This is a genomic window from Methylobacterium sp. Leaf94 (assembly GCF_001426045.1).
Taxonomy (GTDB): Bacteria; Pseudomonadota; Alphaproteobacteria; order Rhizobiales; family Beijerinckiaceae; genus Methylobacterium.
The window spans coordinates 20,523-38,599 of sequence record NZ_LMRM01000056.1 but is presented as its reverse complement, the minus strand read 5'-3'; the positions used below and the strand labels follow the sequence as shown (position 1 = coordinate 38,599).

The 18,077-nt window shown below is 70.0% G+C and carries 26 protein-coding genes; 12 read left to right on the top strand and 14 right to left on the bottom strand.

Going from position 1 to position 18,077, the window contains the following annotated elements:
- Positions 1–112: 112 nt before the first annotated feature.
- The 4 genes from ASG63_RS20075 to ASG63_RS20060 all read right to left on the bottom strand — a co-directional run bounded on the left by ASG63_RS20075 (position 113) and on the right by ASG63_RS20060 (position 2,750).
- The gene (locus ASG63_RS20075; RefSeq protein WP_238280960.1) at positions 113–475 is read right to left on the bottom strand and encodes a hypothetical protein; all 363 of its coding nucleotides are present in this window, start codon (positions 473–475) and stop codon (positions 113–115) included.
- Positions 476–540: 65 nt separating this feature from the next.
- Entirely contained in the window at positions 541–789 is a 249-nt protein-coding gene (locus ASG63_RS26070; protein ID WP_056220750.1) for a hypothetical protein, read from the bottom strand.
- A 181-nt stretch (positions 790–970) separates the two neighbouring features.
- Positions 971–1,957: a cation diffusion facilitator family transporter gene (locus ASG63_RS20065; protein WP_056220747.1), complete on the bottom strand. Its 987-nt coding sequence runs from the start codon at positions 1,955–1,957 to the stop codon at positions 971–973.
- A 43-nt stretch (positions 1,958–2,000) separates the two neighbouring features.
- Positions 2,001–2,750, bottom strand: coding sequence for a cation transporter (locus tag ASG63_RS20060; protein WP_056220744.1), 750 nt, complete (start codon positions 2,748–2,750; stop codon positions 2,001–2,003).
- Positions 2,751–2,819: 69 nt separating this feature from the next.
- Between ASG63_RS20060 and ASG63_RS20055 the strand changes: the two genes are divergently transcribed.
- Positions 2,820–3,239, top strand: a complete 420-nt coding sequence (locus ASG63_RS20055) for a MerR family transcriptional regulator (RefSeq protein WP_056220741.1) — start codon at positions 2,820–2,822, stop codon at positions 3,237–3,239.
- Positions 3,240–3,343: 104 nt separating this feature from the next.
- On the opposite strand, the gene ASG63_RS20050 is transcribed toward ASG63_RS20055, so the two are convergent.
- Genes ASG63_RS20050 through ASG63_RS20040 form a run of 3 tightly spaced genes read right to left on the bottom strand, consistent with a single transcriptional unit; the run spans position 3,344 to position 6,770 of the window.
- Positions 3,344–4,975: a hypothetical protein gene (locus ASG63_RS20050; protein WP_056220738.1), complete on the bottom strand. Its 1,632-nt coding sequence runs from the start codon at positions 4,973–4,975 to the stop codon at positions 3,344–3,346.
- Positions 4,975–5,835 (bottom strand): DNA adenine methylase, encoded by an 861-nt coding sequence (locus ASG63_RS20045; RefSeq protein ID WP_056220735.1) that lies wholly within the window; start codon positions 5,833–5,835, stop codon positions 4,975–4,977. The genes ASG63_RS20050 and ASG63_RS20045 overlap by 1 nt, the downstream gene beginning before the upstream one ends.
- Positions 5,835–6,770, bottom strand: coding sequence for a hypothetical protein (locus ASG63_RS20040; protein WP_056220732.1), 936 nt, complete (start codon positions 6,768–6,770; stop codon positions 5,835–5,837). Before ASG63_RS20040 ends, ASG63_RS20045 begins: the two co-directional genes overlap by 1 nt.
- A 588-nt stretch (positions 6,771–7,358) precedes the next feature.
- Between ASG63_RS20040 and ASG63_RS20030 the strand changes: the two genes are divergently transcribed.
- From ASG63_RS20030 to ASG63_RS19985, 10 genes are all read left to right on the top strand, one after another.
- Positions 7,359–8,540, top strand: coding sequence for a hypothetical protein (locus tag ASG63_RS20030; protein WP_056220727.1), 1,182 nt, complete (start codon positions 7,359–7,361; stop codon positions 8,538–8,540).
- Between the two features lie 83 nt (positions 8,541–8,623).
- A complete protein-coding gene (locus ASG63_RS20025) occupies positions 8,624–9,865 on the top strand; it encodes a hypothetical protein (RefSeq protein WP_056220725.1) in 1,242 nt (413 codons plus the stop codon).
- Complete coding sequence (locus ASG63_RS20020) at positions 9,862–10,047, top strand: hypothetical protein (RefSeq protein ID WP_056220722.1); 186 nt, start codon at positions 9,862–9,864, stop codon at positions 10,045–10,047. The genes ASG63_RS20025 and ASG63_RS20020 overlap by 4 nt, the downstream gene beginning before the upstream one ends.
- A 3-nt stretch (positions 10,048–10,050) precedes the next feature.
- Positions 10,051–10,524 carry a hypothetical protein gene (locus tag ASG63_RS20015; protein WP_056220718.1) on the top strand — a complete coding sequence of 158 codons (474 nt, stop codon included), beginning with the start codon at positions 10,051–10,053 and terminating at the stop codon, positions 10,522–10,524.
- Between the two features lie 377 nt (positions 10,525–10,901).
- Positions 10,902–12,164: a site-specific integrase gene (locus tag ASG63_RS20005; RefSeq protein ID WP_244479986.1), complete on the top strand. Its 1,263-nt coding sequence runs from the start codon at positions 10,902–10,904 to the stop codon at positions 12,162–12,164.
- 512 nt (positions 12,165–12,676) lie between these two features.
- Positions 12,677–12,835 carry a hypothetical protein gene (locus tag ASG63_RS25635; RefSeq protein ID WP_156394281.1) on the top strand — a complete coding sequence of 53 codons (159 nt, stop codon included), beginning with the start codon at positions 12,677–12,679 and terminating at the stop codon, positions 12,833–12,835.
- Positions 12,835–13,065, top strand: a complete 231-nt coding sequence (locus tag ASG63_RS20000) for a hypothetical protein (protein ID WP_056220708.1) — start codon at positions 12,835–12,837, stop codon at positions 13,063–13,065. Before ASG63_RS25635 ends, ASG63_RS20000 begins: the two co-directional genes overlap by 1 nt.
- A 98-nt stretch (positions 13,066–13,163) precedes the next feature.
- Positions 13,164–13,904, top strand: coding sequence for a hypothetical protein (locus ASG63_RS19995; protein WP_056220706.1), 741 nt, complete (start codon positions 13,164–13,166; stop codon positions 13,902–13,904).
- Positions 13,905–13,998: 94 nt separating this feature from the next.
- Positions 13,999–14,433, top strand: coding sequence for a hypothetical protein (locus ASG63_RS19990; RefSeq protein ID WP_056220704.1), 435 nt, complete (start codon positions 13,999–14,001; stop codon positions 14,431–14,433).
- A 49-nt stretch (positions 14,434–14,482) separates the two neighbouring features.
- Positions 14,483–14,842: a hypothetical protein gene (locus ASG63_RS19985; RefSeq protein WP_056220701.1), complete on the top strand. Its 360-nt coding sequence runs from the start codon at positions 14,483–14,485 to the stop codon at positions 14,840–14,842.
- A 48-nt stretch (positions 14,843–14,890) separates the two neighbouring features.
- On the opposite strand, the gene ASG63_RS19980 is transcribed toward ASG63_RS19985, so the two are convergent.
- From ASG63_RS19980 to ASG63_RS25855, 7 genes are all read right to left on the bottom strand, one after another.
- Complete coding sequence (locus ASG63_RS19980; protein ID WP_156394280.1) at positions 14,891–15,451, bottom strand: hypothetical protein; 561 nt, start codon at positions 15,449–15,451, stop codon at positions 14,891–14,893.
- Positions 15,452–15,499: 48 nt separating this feature from the next.
- Positions 15,500–15,712, bottom strand: coding sequence for a hypothetical protein (locus tag ASG63_RS19975; protein WP_244479985.1), 213 nt, complete (start codon positions 15,710–15,712; stop codon positions 15,500–15,502).
- A 77-nt stretch (positions 15,713–15,789) separates the two neighbouring features.
- Entirely contained in the window at positions 15,790–16,080 is a 291-nt protein-coding gene (locus tag ASG63_RS19970) for a hypothetical protein (protein WP_056220692.1), read from the bottom strand.
- 19 nt (positions 16,081–16,099) lie between these two features.
- On the bottom strand, positions 16,100–16,834 hold the full coding sequence (locus ASG63_RS19965) for a hypothetical protein (protein ID WP_156394279.1): 735 nt from the start codon (positions 16,832–16,834) through the stop codon (positions 16,100–16,102).
- A gap of 11 nt (positions 16,835–16,845) precedes the next feature.
- A complete protein-coding gene (locus tag ASG63_RS25630) occupies positions 16,846–17,109 on the bottom strand; it encodes a hypothetical protein (protein WP_156394278.1) in 264 nt (87 codons plus the stop codon).
- Positions 17,109–17,324, bottom strand: a complete 216-nt coding sequence (locus tag ASG63_RS19960) for a hypothetical protein (protein WP_156394277.1) — start codon at positions 17,322–17,324, stop codon at positions 17,109–17,111. Before ASG63_RS19960 ends, ASG63_RS25630 begins: the two co-directional genes overlap by 1 nt.
- Positions 17,321–17,605, bottom strand: coding sequence for a hypothetical protein (locus tag ASG63_RS25855; RefSeq protein WP_056220681.1), 285 nt, complete (start codon positions 17,603–17,605; stop codon positions 17,321–17,323). The genes ASG63_RS19960 and ASG63_RS25855 overlap by 4 nt, the downstream gene beginning before the upstream one ends.
- 155 nt (positions 17,606–17,760) lie before the next feature.
- Between ASG63_RS25855 and ASG63_RS25850 the strand changes: the two genes are divergently transcribed.
- On the top strand, positions 17,761–18,042 hold the full coding sequence (locus ASG63_RS25850) for a helix-turn-helix domain-containing protein (protein WP_056220678.1): 282 nt from the start codon (positions 17,761–17,763) through the stop codon (positions 18,040–18,042).
- The last annotated feature ends 35 nt before the right edge of the window (positions 18,043–18,077 follow it).

The following is an 18,077-nucleotide window of genomic DNA, read 5'->3' as shown; positions in this document are numbered from 1 at the left end:
CGCCGCCGCTCGTGCGGTCAGGGACGGTCCCGTACTGGGTGATCGCGATGGTGAGGCGGCCGGGGCCCGCGGGGGGCCGGCCGGGACGCGCCACGGACGTGGCGACGTCGCCTCAGGCGCGAGGCGGCCTGGGAAGGCGGTCGGGCGAGACCGATCCGATGGGGGTCGTCACGGTCGCGTAGGAGGCGCGCGCGGTCCCGCGGGACGGCAGCGTGGGCGTCCCGTCGACGTTCAGGGCCTGGTGGCAGCCGCAATTGGCATGGCAGGCCGGACAGGTATCGGCGTGGTCCGGCCTGGAGCCGTCCGCCGGGGCCGACATGGAGAGTTCGTGGCTGACGGACCGGTGAGCCTCGGCGGAATGGATCGCGCCGGGGACGACGAGAGCCATGACCAGGACGAGCGAGAGCGCGCGGACGGTGGACGCCCACCAGCCAAGCATCGTCTCGTAGGCCCTGATCCGGGGTCCCGTGGTCATGGTCGCCTTATGAACGATTCAGGGCCACCCGTACATGCCGGGTGACCCGAGACGTGGCTCGCGCCTCAATAGTCGTCGTGATGATGATGGTGGTGCCTGCGCTCGCCGTAGAACCCACGCTCCCCGTAGAAGGCCCGGTCGCCGTAATCCCGATGCGGCCGGTGGATGACGACATCGTCGTGGTCGCCGTGGTGGTAGCGGTCGACATGGACGTCTCCGCGCCTGTCGAAGTCGCCGCCGTAGTATTGGGCGGACGCCGCGCCCGGGGCGAGGATCAGGCTGACGGCGATCAGGACTGGGATGCGGACACGCATGGCTCGTTCCTCAAGGGATGATGCCGTCAGGATCGGCTTCGACGGTTGAACGAAGCCTGAAACCGCCGTTCATTCATCGGCTGACGAAAGTACCGAACTGATCTCACGGCACGCGGATGCAGTGCTCCTCCGGTCGCACAGGTTAAGGCATTCCCTTCGGGTCGGGCATGTTTCCGATGGCTCAGACGACGTTGGCGGGAGCGAGGGCGCAGGCGGTGTCGGCGCTCGTCTCGACCTGCAGGGTGGTGTGGCCGATGCCGAACCGTTCCTTGATGCCGGCGGCCGCGTTCATGAGGAAGACGTCGTCGGGACGTCCTCCGGGCATCAGAAGATGGGCGGTCAGGCAGGTCTCGGTGGTGCTCATCGCCCAGATGTGGAGGTCGTGCAGGGTGGTGACGCCGGGCAGTCCTTCGAGATGGCTGCGGACGGCGGCCGGATCGATGCCCGGCGGGACGGCGGCGAGGGACAGCGTGAGGCTGTCCCGCAGGAGTCCCCAGGTGCTCCAGACGATGACCGCGACGATGGCGAGGCTGACGACGGGATCGAGCCAGGTCCACCCGGTATACAGGATCACGAGGCCGGCGATGACCACGCCCGCCGAGACGGCGGCGTCTGCGGCCATGTGCAGGAAGGCGCCCTTGATGTTGATGTCGCCCTTGGCGCCCGAGGCGAACAACCAGGCGGTGATGCCGTTCACCAGGATGCCGACCGCCGCGACGACCATCACGGTCTTGCCGGCGACTGGGACGGGCTCGCCGAAGCGCTGGATCGCCTCCCAGGCGATGGCGCCGACCGCGACCAGCAGGAACACCGCGTTGAACAGGGCCGCCAGGATCGACGACCCCTTCATCCCGTAGGTGTAGCGGGCGCTCGGGGCGCGCTTGGCCAGCACCATGGCGACCCAGGCCACCACGAGGCCGAGCACGTCCGAGAGGTTGTGGCCGGCATCGGCCAGCAGGGCCATCGAGTTCCCCAGCACCCCGTAGGTGGCCTCGACGGCGACGAAGCCGACGTTCAGGGCGATGCCGGTGGCGAACGCCTTGCCGAAGCTCGCGGGGGCATGGGAATGGCCCGGCCCGTGTGAATGGCCGGCATGGCCCTCGGCCGAATGGGCCTCGTGGTCATGCGATCCATGATCGTGGCCGGCGTGTGCGTCGTGCGTCGTCATGGCGTCCTGTTCGTGGCGGTGTCGGTCGATGGATTGCGGGGGGCTATTCGGCCGGTGCGGGATGGGTCGCGACGGTGCCTTCGCGGTGCTCGGCCCACGCCTGCCGCAGGATCTGGACAGACGAGGTCAGGAAGATCCCCGCCATCACCGCCGCTACGGCGAGGTCGGGCCAGGCGGACGAGGAACCCCACACCCCGAGCGCGGCGACCATGACCACGACGTTGCCGATGGCGTCGTTGCGCGAGCACAGCCAGACCGAGCGCACGTTCGCATCGCCGTCCTTGTAGCGACGCAGGAGGAGTACCGATCCGAGGTTCGCAGCCAGCGCCAAGACCCCGATGACGCCCATGACCTCCGCCCTGGGCACGCCGAGGACCATCGTCTGGTAGACGGTGCTGCCTAAGACCCAGAGCGCCATCAGGAACAGCGAAGCGCCCTTGAACAGGGCCGCCTTCGAGCGGACTGCCAGCGATGCGCCGATCACGGCGAGGCTCAGCCCGTAGGTGACGGTGTCGGCGAGGAAGTCGAGGGCGTCGGCCTTGAGCGCCTGCGAGCCGGCGAGCTGGCCTGCCGCCATCTCGGTCACGAACATCGCGCCGTTGATGCCGATCACCGTCCAGAGGACGGCCTTGTAGCGTGGGTCGACGCCGTCGAAGACCGGCACGCCTCCCGAGCAGCATGAGCCGCCGGCCTTGTCGTGCACCGGCGTTTGCGTGGGGGTCCCGGGGAACGCGAGCTCGGGAGGGGAACAGCAGGCGGCGGCCTTGGTCGTCCCGCAGCAATGCTCGCTCATCACGTCTCCTTCCCATCGGTCGGAGGCGACGCTACAACCTCTAGCGGCTAGAGGTGCAAGCGGAAAATCATGGACATCGCAATCGGGGAGCTGTCCCGGCGGACCGGCGTGAAGGTACCCACGATCCGGTACTACGAGCAGGTTGGGCTCATGCCGGTACCGCCCCGGTCGGCCGGGTCGCAGCGCCGCTACGGCGAGGCCGATGTCGCGCGGCTGAACTTCATTCGCCACTCCCGCGAGCTCGGCTTCGAGGTCGACGCCATCCGGGAGTTGCTGACGATGAACGCGCACCCCGACCGGTCATGCGCCGACGTCGACCTGATCGCCCGCCGCCACCTTTCCGAGGTCGACCGGCGGATCGAGCGTCTCATGGCGCTGCGGGGCGAGCTCGACCGGATGATCTCGGAATGCGGCCAGGGCCGCGTCGGCGAATGCCGGGTGATCGAGACGTTGTCCGATCACGGAAAGTGCTCGCACGGGAGCCACTGAGGCCGACCCGAAGACCCGGGGCGAGCTCAGGGCCGGAAACCTGTCCCGCTGGGGATGGGACCGCCTTTTCGCCGTGGCCAACAGCCTTGGCTACGACGTCGTCGTCACGCTGCGCCCCCGGTCGCCGGTCGCGGATTTTCCGCTGGCCGCACGGTGACGCCCATGCCCAGGATCGCCGTGACGCTCCTGACGATCTCGCTGTCGGGATCTGTGTCGGGCGCCAGTAGCAGCGTGACGTTCTCCGGGTAGCCCCCCGTCTGACTGAACCAGAGCGTCATCGCGTCGGAGACCGCCGGGGCGAGGGCGATGTGGCATTGGAAGGATTTCGTCCCCCGCTCTCCCTCCCTTTTGATCGTGGCGAGCCCGGCCTCCTCCAGGGCCTCCAGCGGCTTCCATCGCTCATGCCGGGCGCGCCTGCTGGCCTCGTGCTTTTGGAGCAGTTTCTCAAGGAAATCGGGAGAGGCACGCGGGACGGGCCGCGTGCCGTAGACCGGGTCCACGTCCGAGTCCACGTCCGGAACCTCGGCCTCGGGGGCGACATCCTCTGCCGGCGCCTCGGCGGCGTCGAGGCGCGCCAGCAGCGCCGCGGCATTGGCCGCCGATAGGCTCCCCCCGGAGAAGTGCCGGGCCACCGCGTTACGGACGTCACCGGGAGTCGTGCGGGACAGGCTGACCGCAAGGCCCTTCCAACTTGCGTCGGTCGCCAAATGGGTGGCGTGCAGGAAGGCCGCGATGCCGCCCGACGGCTGGAGGGCGGCCACCGGGGCGGCAACCGGGGCAACGTCCGGGAGATCGGACGCCGACGTCTCAATGACCTCCACGTCCGGAGGTGCGGACACCGCCTCGGTCGAGGCGGCCCTCGGTACCCACGCCTGAGCCTCGGCGTCCCACGCATCCTTGGCCGGCAGGCGCCCCCACGTCCTAGCGTCCTCCCTCCAGACGAGCAGGCCGGCCCCCGGCGCCTCCGACAACTCGATCTGTCCACCCCGGAGCACGACGTGGCACAGGCCTCCGTCGTGCGCGACCGTCAGGCAGGCCCACAACGCCCCGTCAGGGAGGACGTGCGTCTCGGCGACGGCCCCGAACGGAAATGGGACACCCGGAGGCTGGCTGTCTAAGAGCGCCAGCCAGACAACCGAAGCGACCTGCTCGTCGACTACGCCATCGTAGTCGGCATACCAGGTCGGCAGGGCTTCCCCAGCGACGGGAGGCGTCAGGCCCGGCGGGATTGCATCGCCCGGCTTCCACGTCGCCGTCCAGTTCAGCACCCAGTCCTGGGTCTCAGCGTCCCAGGACTCCCGGGCCGGGAGGCGCATCCATTCCGTCGTGCCCTCCTGCGGGACGAGCGCCCCCGCCCCGGGGACGTGCCCCCACGTGAGGACGCCGTCTCGCACGGACACGTGGCCGAGGCCGCCGTCAAAGGCCTCCAGGCACGCGTGGATTGTGCCGTCCTCGGCGCGCCGCATCTCGTGGATGCCGACGATGGGGCTCGGCATCCCCGGCGGCAGCCACTTACCGATGGCCTTCGCGATATCCAGGTCGGCGTCGGTGCATTCGACGCCGGGCAGGACCACGGCCTCGCGCCGCGGCCTGGGGACATGCGCCTCTGGGGCGGGCATGCGCCAGCCCGGCGGGAGGATGTGGCCCTGCGTCCAGGTGTGCCACCACCAGGTGCCGTGGGAGGTGGGATGCGCGGGGGCCGCGTCGACGGCGTCCATGAAGGAAAGCTGGGTCATCAGGCGGCGTCCATCGTGAACAGGTCCGGCTGGCGCGCCGTCCTGAGGAAGGCCTCAACGGCCTTGGGCGAGATCCAGAGGACCTCCTCGCGGACCTTCCCCCTGATGTCGGCCGAGTCCTTCGTGACCCGCTTCCATCCGCGGAGGGCGTCCTCGTACAGCGGATCCGCGTAGCCCGAGACGATGACCATTCCCTTGATCGCGCCCAGGCAATCGAGCAGGCGCGAGTGCGCCGCCTCGTCCATCTCGTGGGCGTATCCCCGTGCCGGATCCCGGCGAGTGCGGGGAACGTAGGGCGGGTCGACATAGAACAGGGCGTCGGGCCGGTCGTGGCGGCGGATCGTGTCGACCGCGTCCGACCGCTCGATGACGACGCTGCGCAGTCGTTCGCGCACCGCCGGCAGGGCGTCCGGGAACGTGTGCCAGTCCAGCGCCGGCGTGGACGACGCGATGGCCGTGTAGCGCCGGAACCCGGTCCGGGTGCGCCCGAGCCGGACGTCGTTTGTGACGCCCATTGCGTGCCGGACGAGCAGGCGCCGGGCACGCTCGACCGGCTCATCCGCCGGCACGGGCTGGTAGGCGAGCTCGAACTCGGCATCGCTCCACGGCGTCATCACCAGGAGGAACGCGAGGCGGGCGCACATGGCCGGGTCGCGGACCACGCGGAACAGCGTGATCAGTTCGTCGTCGAGATCGCCGAGGACCTCGACGCGCACCTTGGGCTTGCGCATTAGCACGGACGCGGCACCGCCGAACGGCTCGCAGTAGAGCGCGTGGGGCGGCATGTGGGAGATCACCCAAGGGGCGAGGCGCCACTTGCCGCCGAACCACCGCAGGAGGGGGCGCGAGGGGGCGGACATCAGGCCGCCGCCGACCCGAAGATCTCCGCCCGGAGCTCCGGGGGAAGCTGCCGCCGGTGCCTCCACACGGCGGCAAGCGCTTGGCTGCCCTCGACGATTGAGAGCTCCTTCAGCGATCCGAGGACATGTCCGACATGGCTGTGGGACTTGCCCCACCCGCTGTCGGTCCAGATCGAGGCGCGGTCCTCGTCGTAGCCGCAGAGCAACTTGACGCCGACGTGGACCGCCTGGAGCACGCCTGGCTCCTGCGCCCGGGCCAACCAGTCGTGGACCGGATCTCGGGCGAGGCGCTCGCGGACCTTTTCGATGGCCTTGTCGACCTGGCGGACGAGTTGCCGGGCCATGTGCGCCACGTCCGGGTGCGGATACCCGCCGACGCCCATGGGATGCTGCAGAACCGCGACGGCGAGTTCCCGCTTCGCCTTGGGCCAAGCCCAATGGAACTTGTTGAGCGACACCTTCATGGCCTCGATGGCGGCCTGCCGTCCGGGCCCGTTCGCCTCCGCCTCCTCGATCTCCCGCTGGCGCAGATAGGCCTGCACGCGGGCCTTGCCTTCGTCGTCGGCGACAATTGCGGCCTCGGCGGCGGCGATGCCCCGCTCGGCGGCGGCCTCATCGGACGGAACCGGCTCCCAGCAGCAGGGCGTCCAGTCGCCCTCGCGCACATCCGAGCGGTCGTCCGCCCACGAGTAGCCGGCGTCGCGCAGGGGGGCACGGGCCAAGTTGTATGCCCGGCGATAGATGGCCGGGTCGCCGAGGCCCAGCCAGAGGACGCGGTCGCCATGCTTCGTCTTGACGGACCGCTGCTGGCGCCACGTCAGGCCCAGCGCCGTGAGGGGGATGGCCTCGGCGACGGGGAGCGGCCGGGCCGAGGCCGCGTAGGCCTGCGCCACGACAAGGGCGAGACCGATGAGGAGGAGGAGGAGCGTCAGCACGGCGGGGGTGTCCTTCGTCGATTGGCAATCGACTAAGCATGCCGAAGTCGCCCGCGATAGCAAGTAGTGCGGCGGCCCTTTAATCCTTCGAAAGTCGAAGGATTAGATGAGCAATCCTTCGTTTCTCCTCCTGAACCTGTCTTTTACGGTTGCCCATACTGGATCCGAGGCATCGGGACGCATGGCAATACGGGGCTCGGAGGCTGAGTCTTTTGGCAAGCGCCGACGGATTCGTCGCGATAGCCTGGAGACCGAGATGAGGACTTGCAGACAACACCGCGTGAGACGGGAGGTTGCGGTGGACCCCGTCGAGATCCTCCGCCTTGCCATTGACGCCGAGGGGTCCGCCAGCGCAGTCGCCCGCCGCCTCGGTGTGAGCGCGGCATACGTGCTCGACGTCCGGAACGGGAACCGCCCCGCCTCGCCGCGGCTGCTAAACGCGTTGGGCCTGGAGCGCCGCATCGTTCGTGTGGGAGGCCGCCCGTGAGCTCGGTCGACACAGGCGTCTACATGAGGCCCTCGCCCGCGCAGGTGGCGTGTCTCGTGGCCTCCCATGGAATGGAGGCGGCCGCTGGCAGGTGGCATTGGATGGACGAGCGCACACTCGGCTCGCTCGCCCAGGCCGGGCGCGCCGCCAAGGGCGAGGTGATCCGGCGGGCTGTCAAAAGCCGTTCGTATTCCGAGATGGACGCCGCCGTGTGCGTGGAGGCCGCGTTCGTGCTCGGGTCGGGGACACGCGGCGAGCGGGCCGCCGAAATCGGCCACAACGTGACGCAAGGCCTCTTTCCTCGTCGCGGCCTCGACTACGTCTGCATCACCCCGGAGGAGCGCGGCCGCGCCGCCAGCATCGGCTCACTCGCCAACGCCGGGAACGCCGACGCCATCGCCGAGCGGGAGCAGCGGTACGCCCACGAACTCGCCGTCGGGCAAGTCCTCCGGACCGCCCTCGCGCTTGTGCCGACCCAGCCAGAGTTCGGACGCTACCTGCTTCCCCCGGTCGACGACGCCCTGCGCGCCGCCCTCTCCGGGCAGGACCAGGCCGCCATCGAGGCCGTGTTCCCGGACCTCGCCCTCGTCGCCCCCGCCGAGGTTCCGGCCGAGGAGGACGTCCCCGTCGCTGTTCCCCTTCCCGATCCCACTCCCCCCGCCGAGGTGCCCGCCGTGTCCGAGACCACGCCCGACCACACGCCCCACATCCATCGTCGCGCGCCTGACGATTCGATCATCCGTCGCGACCATGCCGAGGGGGGCGACCTCGTCCCCCTCGCGGCCCGCTACGGCATCTCGCCGACGTCGCTCTACGCGCACTGGCGCAAGATGAACCTGTCCGGCCGCGGCCGCATGGATGGCCTGGGCGCCGCCCAGCGCCAGGCCGAGGAACAGGTCGTCGAGCCGGCGCCGCAGGAGGCCGCACCGGCGGACGTCCCCGCCGCGCCCGTCGCCCCGGAGCCCGTCGCCCCGTCCCGCCCGGTCGGCCCGTACGGCGCGCTCGCCCCTGAGGAGGCCGTGGCCGTCGTCGCCCACATCCAGGCCACGGCGCCGCTCGGGCTGCATGACCTGGGTCGCGCAGTCGACATCGCGGCATTGAAGGGTCTCAGTCGGGCCGACGCCATCGCCTGGATCAGGGAGGACATCCGCGCCGTCGCGTTGACCCGCGTGATCCCGCCGGCGGAGGACGTGGTCGACAACGTCGCCATCTCCAACGAGGCCATCGCGAACGACGTCTTCCGCGAGCTGATGCTGGCCGACGAGAGGGGGACGCGTCAGTGACCGCCGCGGCGCTGCCCAAGGCGGGCGAGAAGGGCACCGTCGACCGGATCGAGGCGGACCGTGGTTGATTCTGGGTCCGCCTCATGACGCGGCAAGCGCTCCAGCGCGAGGGCGCCGCCATGTCCCACTGCGTCGGCGACGGCGACCACGCCTACCTTTGCGGCGGGGAGGAACTCACCGACGACGCCATCTGGAGCCTCCGCGACGCCGAGGGCGCCTCACGCCTGACGGTCCAGATCACAGACAACGACATCGACAGCGCTAAGGGCCCGCACAATCACGATCCCGGCAAGCACGCCTCCATGCAGGTCCGACACCTGGTGTCCGCCTTCAAGGCGGCCGGTAGTAATCTGACCATGCTGCCGATCACGCAGATCGTCCTCGCCCCGGATGGGCGAACGTTCCGACAGGACCGCGTCCCGGCCGACGTGCAGGCCGAATTGGATGCGGCAAGGCGGGAGGCCGAGGAAGCTCGCGCACGTCGGATGCGGGAGGCCGAGGAACGTCGCGCAACGGAGCCGGTCTATCGGCTCGGCCGAGGCCAGGTCATGATCCGCACGGTCGGTGTCGACACGCAGGGAGGGCCGGCCCGGTTCCGGCCATTGGGTGACGTCGGCGAGTTCTCCATCAGCTTCGATGGCGTCGATCTCCGCTCCAGCGAGGCTCCCCTCCGCCCCTTGATCGCCCAGATCGAACACGCCTGGTTGATGACGTTCACTCCCGGCGGGGACCGCATCGGCCCGCCCCCTCATCCGATCTTCAGGATGTTCGAGGACCTCCCGAACCCGCTCATCGCGATGAGGTCGAGGGGCGCCGGAACCGGCATGACGCTCAGCCTGCAGGACGGCCAGGAAATCCCGCTGACCGCCGCCGAGACCGCCGCCATCGCCGTGCGGGACGGCAGCCTGATCGACCCGGGCGGGCTCCTTCACGGCAAGGTCATGGCCCTGCAGCCGGCGGACGATGCCGCCGGTTCCGTCCGCATCCAGTCCCTCCCCGAGGTCCGGTGCGCGATGGTCCATCTCCTCGGCCACGGCGCGAAGGTGGCCGCGGTCACCGCCCGAGGCGTCGATCTCGTCGAGCGCGACGACTTCAGCGTCTCCCCGCTCAGCGGCCGCATCGCGTTCCATGACGATTTCCAGGACGTCGAGATCCTTTGGGAGAGCCCACGCATTCCGCCGGCGCCCAGGACCACCCGCGAAGCCGTCATGGATCGCGTCCGCGCCCGGCTCCTCGTCACCGTCGACGAGACGGAGCGCAGTCCCTGGGGGAGCTTCGCCCTCAGCGCGGACGTCGCCAGCCTACGCGTCGGGGGCACGCCATGACCGGGTACAACTGGCAGGCCGAGTCCGTGATCGTGGACGCCCTGGCGGACGCGCTCCTAGCCGGGGACGGCCCCGCCGCGGCCCGGGCCGTCGAGGCGGTCACCGATCCGGGCGCGTCCGCCCGGATCTGGGGGCGGGCCCATCTCATCGTCTTGTGGACCGAACTGGCAGGGAAGGACTGATCCATGACCCGCAGCGAAACGAACGACATCATCGTCGAGCAAACTGCCTCAGACGCCTGGCCGGACCATGTGGCGACGCTCGTACACGCCCTCCGTATCGGTGGGGATGGTTTCGCCGTCGAGGTCGCCGCCGACTTTCCGGACGTCGCCTCGGACGAGGAGCGGGGGAGCCTCATCGAGAGGGCGCGGGTCATCGCCGACGGCATGGGCCCCATCGACCCGGTGACGCTCGGGGCGCTGCCGCTGCAGCAGATCGCGGAGATCCTCGGCGAAACCTATTGGGTCCCCCGAGCCTGGGTTTTCCAGGGATGCCCCCACGAAGGCTACGGCACCACGCTGCGGTGCGACCCGGTCGCGCTCGCCGCCTGGTGCGCTGCGAAGGCGTCCGCGATCACGGCGGAGCGCTTTGCTCCGGATGCCGCCCGGTTCCGAACCTTCGCCCAGCGCCTCTCCGCCGCCGCCCAACAGGCCGCGTGATCGGCCCTGCCGGTCCTGCATAGGGACCGGTAGGGCAACGACATTAACCCTAGGCACTCAACCTGCGCCGCTCGCCGTTGATCTGTACCCCGAAGGCGTCCACGATTCCTCATGACCGAATACGCGATCATCGCCGACGTCGACGTGCGGCACTCCTCCTCTGAGGGGCGCCACGCGCTCGCGCGGACCGCCGCCCTCGATGCGCCCCTGACCCTGGAGACCGCGGTTTGGGCACCGGAGATCGCGGGGATGCTCGGATTCCCCGCGGTGACCGTCGGGATGCTCAGGGCGGCCATCGGCCGAGGCGACCTGCGCCCCGAGCGGCACGGTCGGGCGATCCTCGTGAGCCGGCGGCAGTTGATGGAGTGGAGAGAGACGTGTCGCGCACCGCAAAAGGCCCCAGGCTCTGGCTCAAGCCCGAGGAACGGGACAAGGCCACCGGCAAGCTTAGGAAGAAGTCGGTCTGGTGGATCAGAGACGGCGACATCGTCGTCGTCACTGGCTGCGCTCCAGAGGACCGCCCAGGCGCTGAAAAAGCGCTAGGCGACTACATCCAGGCTAAGTACCGGCCCGCCCGGGACAAGGAGCGCCCGCTCCGGGACATCCTCGTGACGGACGTCCTGACGGTCTACGGCGAGGACGTGGCACCCAAGCATGCCCGGCCGGAGAAGACGGCCGCGCGCCTCATCCAGCTTGGCACATGGTGGGACGGCAAGGCCGTGTCCGCCGTCGACGGCAAGAGCGTCCGGGCCTACGGCGACTGGCGGAAGAAGCAGGCGTGGAAGTCGGCCCGTCCGGACGCGACGGGCAAGAAGGCCCGCACGGTCGGGGACGCCGGCGTGCGCCGCGAGCTTGAGGACCTCCAGGCGGCGCTCAACCACTACCTCAAGGAGGGCCACATGAGGGAGGTCGTGCGAATCCCGCTGCCCGCCAAGAGCGTCCCGAAGGACCGCTACCTGGAGCGGAACGAGGCCGCCGGCCTCCTGCGGACCATGCTCCACATGCCCGAGCGCCAGACCGTCCACCGCGGCCCCCGCAAGGGCCAGGTCATCGAGACCGCCAAGCGCCCGGCGCGGCACCTGGCGAGGTTCACGCTCGTCGGCATCTACACGGGCACCCGCGCGGCCGCGATCTGCAGCGCGGGGTTCGCCCCCGCCGAGGGCCGTGGCTGGATCGACCTGAAGCGGGGCGTGTTCCACCGGCGCAAGGTCGGCGCGGCCGAGACGAAGAAGCGGCAGCCCCCGGTCCGCCTCCCGAACCGCCTCCTCGCCCACATCCGGCGCTGGGCCCGCACACCGCGGAAGGACGGCACGATGCCCGAGTACGTCGTCGAGTTCCGGGGCAAGCCGGTCTCGGAGGTGAACAAAGGCTTTGCCGCCGTGGTCGCCGCGGCCGGGCTCGGGCCCGACGTCACGCCGCATTCCCTGCGCCACACCTGCGCGACATGGATGATGCAGGCCGGCGTCGACCTGTGGCAGGCGGCCGCCTTCCTCGGGATGACGGTGCAGATCCTGGAGAGCACGTACGGCCACCACCGTCCCGACTTCCAGAAGGAGGCCGCCGGCGCGCTGGACAAGGGCGGACGCCGCCCGGTCGAGACCCTCGACATCGAGGACGCCTTCACCCGCCGGGCGGCGTGACCCCATCCGTTCTAGGGGTACTGGAGGGGAACAGAATGACCGTGAACAAAGGGGGATGAGGACGCATCCCGGAGACCATTTTCCCTCTGTTCCCCTCTACGGATTGACGTAGCGCGGACCCGCTCATAACGGTCTGGTTGCAGGTTCGAGTCCTGCCGGGCCCACCACTATTCCCCTAGGGAAATGCCTCCCAGAGCCCCTCTTGAGCCTCGCTCGGACGGGCTACCGGAACCGAAACCGGAACCGATAATGCGTTTTACCCCGCTCGGACGAGGTCCGGCGGGGTGGTCGGCGACGCGGGATCCGGGCTCGAAGCCCCGTCCTGGATGGTCACGATCCGACGGTCTCACGCGCGGTTGTCAGCCCCAAACCCGGCGTCGTCCTCTCCAGCCTACGCACCCCACCCGAACTTTCTGGTGTTTTTTAACCACCAGCCCTTGCGCTTGGTAAACCTGGTGGTAATCTAACCATCAATGGAGCGAGGCAGTCTCCTCCGGCACGGGAACCAGGCCATGACCCACCCCTCCACCGACACCGCCACCACCACCCGGGACCAGGCCTTCTGGATCGACGTCGCCGAGGGCATCGAGGCCACCTGCCGGGAGGAGCTCGCCTACTGGACCGAGATCGCCGAGGCCATCGAGGCCGCCGAGGCGGGGGACGAGGCCTGATGGCTTCGACCCCCTACCACCACGACCCTGACCCCGAGCGGATCTACCTCGTGAGGGTGACCCGGGACAGGGACGGCCTCTGGGTCGCCGAGGCGCTGCCCAGCACGCTCCCCAAGGGCATGAAGCTCCTGACCATCCCGTTGGCGAGCCGCGAGTTCGCCCTCTCCGAGCTGGCCCGCGGGATGAGGGATCTCGTCCATCTCACCGGCAAGCTCCGCGTCGTCAGCTGATGCCTGCCTCGATCCTCCCTCCCGCTCGGCGGGGACCAGGGAGGATCGCACGGGCCTCAGAACCGAGCGACCCACCCTCCGCACCAAGGACCGCCACCATGAAGGCCCATCCCGACCTCCTCATCTCCACTGTCGCCGGCGGCAGCATCGCCGATCCCGAGTTCCAGTCGCTCCTGGCCGCCCGTGGCTACGTGCGCCTGTCGATCGACGCGCAGGCCAAGGGCATCCTGACCGCCTTCCTGCAGGCCGTAATCGACACCTGCTCGTCGGCCGACGGTGCCTACGGTGTGGACGCAACCACCTTCGCCCTGCTGCAGGTCGCATCCGCATCGGCCATGCGCACGAAGGCCAGCCTCAAGACGGTGAAGCCGTTCATGCAGCACCACCGGCTGCTGACCCGGGCGGAAGCCAAGGACCTCGTGACCGCCGGCGCGCCCTGCGTGGACATCGACCTCGCGGATGGGGTCGTCCTGCATCTCCTGCGCAACGACGTGGCGGCGTCCCTGTTCGGCCTACGGGTGCTGCTGAACGAGGTCGACGTGGAGGCCGCCGCCCGTCGGGCGACGAGCCACATGGACTGGCATGAGGGCGAGCCGCAGCGCGAGGTCGACATCGAGATGGCCGACGCCCTGTTCCGCGAGGCCTTCCCGACGTTCCGCGCAAGCCTGCTCGCGCTTGGCTCGGAGCTGGACGACCTCGGTGAGGTGCTGGATTGGACGTCGCCGCGCCTTGCGCGGACCGACCTCGCCGCCGAGGCCGACGAGGCTGCCTTCCGCCGCGGAGCCGAGACGCTCGGCATCAACGACCTGCGCCGGCGCTACGAGAACTACCGCGGCTGACGCCTGCCTCGTGGCCGGCGCCGCGCATCGCGGATCACGCCGGCCTCGCACGGGCCTCAGCCGAGCGCTCCATCGCCATCACCAGGACGACGCCATGGCCTCCATCCGCAGCATCCGCCCCGTGCCCCACACCCTCACGTCCACGCTCGCGACGATGGCCCGGCCGCCCTATGCCGACGGCGGCATCAACGGGCCGACCACCTTCGAGGCCCGCCTGCGCATCCCCCTGGCCGAGGAGGCGGTCCACGTCGCCGGCGTGTACATCAAGTGCGCCAAGGCCGGGGATTTCTACTACGAGCTCGTGTGGCCCCTCCTGGAGCGGGCGTCCCCGGCCCTCGTCGCGGCGACCTGCCTTGCCGTCACCGACCTGGAAGGCGCCGAGTTCGGGACGCGGTTCCTGCGGTGGGTTTTCCAGCAGCAGACAGAGGACCCGATTTGGCACGCCCGGACGTACGACGACGCGATCGCCGCGGGCAGCACGACGACGTCCGACCGCCTCGCCGGCATCGCTCCCGATCCCCAGGCCTAGCCCGCCCCGGGGCAGCCCCGCACACTCGCCCCCCACACAGGAGACCCCCATGCTCGTCGTTCCCCCGAAGCCCCGCCGCGAGGCCCGGGTCGACCTCAGCGGCCTGACATCCGACCAGGTCGCCATCCGCCGCGGCGTCGTCACGCTCGGTGAGCGGGCGTTCGGCCCGCGCTGGCAGACCGACCTCGCGGCGGCCCTGTCGCTGGAGGCGGGCCGGAAGGTCCGTCAGTCCCAGATCTCGGCATGGGTCTCAGGGGAGCGCGCGGTCCCCATGGTCCTGATCGAGCCGCTCAAGCGCATCGCGATCAGGATCGCTGAGGACATGGAGCGCCGGGCGGCCGAGATCCGGGCGGACTGGGCCGACGCGCCCCCGGCCGAGGACGTCGCCGCGATCGATGCGATTGCATAGATCCGGGCGGGTTCGCCTCGATCTATGCAATCGCATCGATCCCCGGGCTCACTCGGGGTCTGGCGGCTTCGGCCTGTACTTGCGAGGGCGCTTCTTCGGCGGCGTCGTAAACAGCGAGGGGGGCTTCGGCGTCGGGCTTTCCGGGGCGAGGGACGCCAGGGCCATCTCGTCGTCCTCCGGTATAGGGTCCTCGGGGATCGGAGGGATCCCATAGACATCCAGCACACGCGTGACCGCGCGCTCCCTGCGCCAATCCTTGTCGATCCGGTACTCGGTGTTGGCGAAGATCGAGAGCCCTCGGCACACCTGGGGCTCTCGCTTGGCGAGATGCGTCAGGTGCACCGGGAGGCCGTCGGCGCCGGGTTTGAACCGCACGTGCAGGCCGATGACGGGGTCGGTGTCCACGCGGATCGTGTGGACCTCGCTGGCCTCCTCGCGGATCCGCCGTCGGTTCTGGCCGCTCATCTCGGCCTTCAGGAATATCTCGTGCTTGAGGAACTCCTCGACGGGCAACGGGGCGAACTCGATCCGCGCGTCAGGGGCGTCCTCCGGGTCGTACCGGCGGACGAGGAAGACCACGGGATCGAGAGGGGTCGAAGGCTCGGACATCCGGCCATGATGCCACCCGCCCGGTTAACCGTCCCCTGCGGATCGGCCCTACCGCGAGGCCTCCCGGGCCCGGCGCTCGGGCCCCAGCTTCCTCGCCAGGTCCGCCGGCCGCTGCGCCCGCACGAAGCCTCTGGAGACCTGGCTCGACACGGCCGCCAGCTCGGTCAGGGCATCCCCGAGGGCGCGCCTCAGGGCGTCCCGGGCGTCGCCGTCCGAGGCCTCCAGGTAGGTCTGCTCCAGCTCGTCCACGGCCGTCTCCATCGCCTCGTCCATGAGAACGGATAGAGAACAAATCGGCGCGTGAGTCGATCCCTGGACGCGTCGATTTGGCGAAATCCTCAGGGCCGCATCAGGCCGCCGGCCGCATCCCGTGGCTCGTCGTCGTGGCCGCCCCGGCAGTCGCCGACCATGCGGATGGCGGCGTGCTCCTCGAACTCGGGCCGGCGATGCTCCACGCCTACGACCCCCTCGTAGAACTCCCAGGCCCGGCAGCCCGGCTCCTCGCAGAACGGGCAGTCCTGCTCGGGGCCGTAGGCGAAGGCGTCCAGCTGTCCGTTCACGGGCGGCTCGTCGCAGACGATGACCGCCGCGTACCGCTCCTCGAAGACGTCATCCAGTAGGCGCGGCATCAGTCCCTCCCGACGTCGGTCATGCCACCCGGCGCTGGTCGGCCAGCAGGCTGTCCAGGGTGTCCCGCAGGTCCCGGATGTGACCCTGCCCCTGACCATCGTCGAGATCCGTGCAGGCCTCGGCCTCCTGCAGGGCGTCCCGCACCGCGTCGATGTCGGCCTGCAGGGGGACGGCGCGCTTGGGCTCGGCCATGCCCTCCGGGGTCCGGACGCGCTGCGAGCCGTCTGCGTGGGTGATCAGGAAGCCCTTGGTCAGGGTGTGGGTCTCGCCAGCCCCGAGTTCGACCACCCGGCCGAAGTCCGACACCGAGGACGCGGTCGAACAGCCGCTGTGGTCGTTCCCGGTGAGGTGGTCGAGGATCCGGTGGAGGTCGTGCCCGAGGGGGATGGCCTCGTTGGCGCCGACCTTCGCCTTCAGGGCGTCGAGGGCGGCGATCGCGCTGAACGTCCGGGCCAGCGCCGACGGGATGTCGGCCGCGCCCAGGACCGGCGTCACCGCCTGGGTCGCCTCCAGCACCAGCCGGCGCAGGGCGGACCGGAAGCGGATGGCCTCCGGCACGCGGTCGTCCTGGGGGGCGATGTGCGGCCGGACGTTCGCCGTCGTCACGTGCTTGCCCCCGCAGGACATGCTCAGGTCGCCGTGCTCCCCGTTGAGCTCCAGGCGCCAGGCCTTGCCCGTCCGCCGGTCCATCCCGTCGATCGCCTCCGCGAGGATCTCGTCGATCGCCTCGTCACCCAGGTCCCTGATCTGCATCGTTCCCTCCCTCAGCATGAGCTCGGCACGTCAGCGCACGAGCTCGTGCGCTTCTCAGCACTTTTTTGGGCGTTACCTTCCGCCATTTCGGCGTTACCTGTAGAGCGGATTTCGAATACTTCCCGGAGGCGTTCCGCCCGCCCCCTGAAATCCGGGCCTTGGGCGCTCGCGGGCACCCCTCCCTGCGGGCGGTCCAGGCGGGAGAGGATCCCGACGAGGACGACGACCGAGGTGACCAGGGCAAGGGACAGCATCGAGACCGTGAGCGTCAGCATCAGGCGGGGCGCCTAGGAATGGCGAAGGAGAGCGTGAAGCCTGGCGTGTCGCCGATGTAGTCCCACGACATGTACGGCCGCAGGATGCCCGCCTTCCGCTTGCCCCGGAGACGCCGGCGACGGCGGCGTGTGGTGACGCGCTCCTCGATCGGCCTGAAGAGGACCTGCCCGTGCGAGATCAAGTAGATCTTGGGCTTCAGCGGCACGAAGCTCACGCCCGCCCCCCCGCCAGAAGCCCATGCGCCGCCATGACCGCGTACACCCCGCCCGCGAGCTGGCGCAGGTCGAGGCCGTCGGCGGTGCCCTGCGCCAGCACGTCGTGGATGAGGACCCATGGCGCCGAGGACGGCTCGGGCGCCGGGGCCGGCTCGGGGATGGGGGCGAACCAGGGTGCGTTGGGGAACCGCGCGTGGCAGCGGGCCCGGAGCCCGGGATCCATGGAGGCGTAGGCGGCGGGGATGGGCTGACCGCCCCGCGAGATCGTCGTCGTCTTCACCCTGCTTCCCCCTTCGAGCGTGCCCTGAAATCGAGCGTACCAACCGTGCCGATTCGATCAAAACCGGGGTTGCCCGTTCGCTCGGGATGGCGCAGCAGCCCCTCGCCGAGGCAGCCGCATCGTCCCTTGCATGCCCCCGCGGTAGGCTCCTCGGCATGGACATCTTCACCCTCGGCGAGCAGCTCGCCACCGCCCGCCGCCACCGCCGGCTCTCGCAGCGCCAGCTCGCCGCCCAGGCCGAGGTGTCGGTCGAGTGGCTCAGCCGCTTCGAGCGGGGCGACAGCTTCGAGCCGTCGCTCCACCGGGTCCTGCGGTGCCTCCACGTCCTCGGCATCGACATGCGCCTGACCGTCTACAACCAGGGCCGCCCGACCATCGACGACCTCATGCGTGAGGAAGAGGACCAGAAGGTCGACGACGTGTTCCACCTGATCTGAGCCATCGCGTTGTGGATGAGGTAACCAGGCTCGCG

Bases quoted from the DNA above. Each gene is read 5' to 3' on its own strand.
- ASG63_RS25850 (WP_056220678.1), top strand. From the start codon at position 17,761: ATGGACATCTTCACCCTCGGCGAGCAGCTCGCCACCGCCCGCCGCCAC.
- ASG63_RS20030 (WP_056220727.1), top strand. From the start codon at position 7,359: ATGGACGAGCGCACACTCGGCTCGCTCGCCCAGGCCGGGCGCGCCGCC.
- ASG63_RS19985 (WP_056220701.1), top strand. From the start codon at position 14,483: ATGCTCGTCGTTCCCCCGAAGCCCCGCCGCGAGGCCCGGGTCGACCTC.
- ASG63_RS20045 (WP_056220735.1), bottom strand. From the start codon at position 5,835: ATGTCCGCCCCCTCGCGCCCCCTCCTGCGGTGGTTCGGCGGCAAGTGG.
- ASG63_RS26070 (WP_056220750.1), bottom strand. From the start codon at position 789: ATGCGTGTCCGCATCCCAGTCCTGATCGCCGTCAGCCTGATCCTCGCC.
- ASG63_RS19965 (WP_156394279.1), bottom strand. From the start codon at position 16,834: ATGCAGATCAGGGACCTGGGTGACGAGGCGATCGACGAGATCCTCGCG.
- ASG63_RS19990 (WP_056220704.1), top strand. From the start codon at position 13,999: ATGGCCTCCATCCGCAGCATCCGCCCCGTGCCCCACACCCTCACGTCC.
- ASG63_RS20065 (WP_056220747.1), bottom strand. From the start codon at position 1,957: ATGACGACGCACGACGCACACGCCGGCCACGATCATGGATCGCATGAC.
- ASG63_RS20015 (WP_056220718.1), top strand. From the start codon at position 10,051: ATGACCCGCAGCGAAACGAACGACATCATCGTCGAGCAAACTGCCTCA.
- ASG63_RS20075 (WP_238280960.1), bottom strand. From the start codon at position 475: ATGACCACGGGACCCCGGATCAGGGCCTACGAGACGATGCTTGGCTGG.
- ASG63_RS19975 (WP_244479985.1), bottom strand. From the start codon at position 15,712: ATGGAGACGGCCGTGGACGAGCTGGAGCAGACCTACCTGGAGGCCTCG.
- ASG63_RS20025 (WP_056220725.1), top strand. From the start codon at position 8,624: ATGACGCGGCAAGCGCTCCAGCGCGAGGGCGCCGCCATGTCCCACTGC.
- ASG63_RS25635 (WP_156394281.1), top strand. From the start codon at position 12,677: ATGACCCACCCCTCCACCGACACCGCCACCACCACCCGGGACCAGGCC.
- ASG63_RS19970 (WP_056220692.1), bottom strand. From the start codon at position 16,080: ATGCCGCGCCTACTGGATGACGTCTTCGAGGAGCGGTACGCGGCGGTC.
- ASG63_RS19995 (WP_056220706.1), top strand. From the start codon at position 13,164: ATGAAGGCCCATCCCGACCTCCTCATCTCCACTGTCGCCGGCGGCAGC.
- ASG63_RS20055 (WP_056220741.1), top strand. From the start codon at position 2,820: ATGGACATCGCAATCGGGGAGCTGTCCCGGCGGACCGGCGTGAAGGTA.
- ASG63_RS20050 (WP_056220738.1), bottom strand. From the start codon at position 4,975: ATGACCCAGCTTTCCTTCATGGACGCCGTCGACGCGGCCCCCGCGCAT.
- ASG63_RS20020 (WP_056220722.1), top strand. From the start codon at position 9,862: ATGACCGGGTACAACTGGCAGGCCGAGTCCGTGATCGTGGACGCCCTG.
- ASG63_RS19980 (WP_156394280.1), bottom strand. From the start codon at position 15,451: ATGTCCGAGCCTTCGACCCCTCTCGATCCCGTGGTCTTCCTCGTCCGC.
- ASG63_RS20060 (WP_056220744.1), bottom strand. From the start codon at position 2,750: ATGAGCGAGCATTGCTGCGGGACGACCAAGGCCGCCGCCTGCTGTTCC.
- ASG63_RS20000 (WP_056220708.1), top strand. From the start codon at position 12,835: ATGGCTTCGACCCCCTACCACCACGACCCTGACCCCGAGCGGATCTAC.
- ASG63_RS25630 (WP_156394278.1), bottom strand. From the start codon at position 17,109: ATGCTGACGCTCACGGTCTCGATGCTGTCCCTTGCCCTGGTCACCTCG.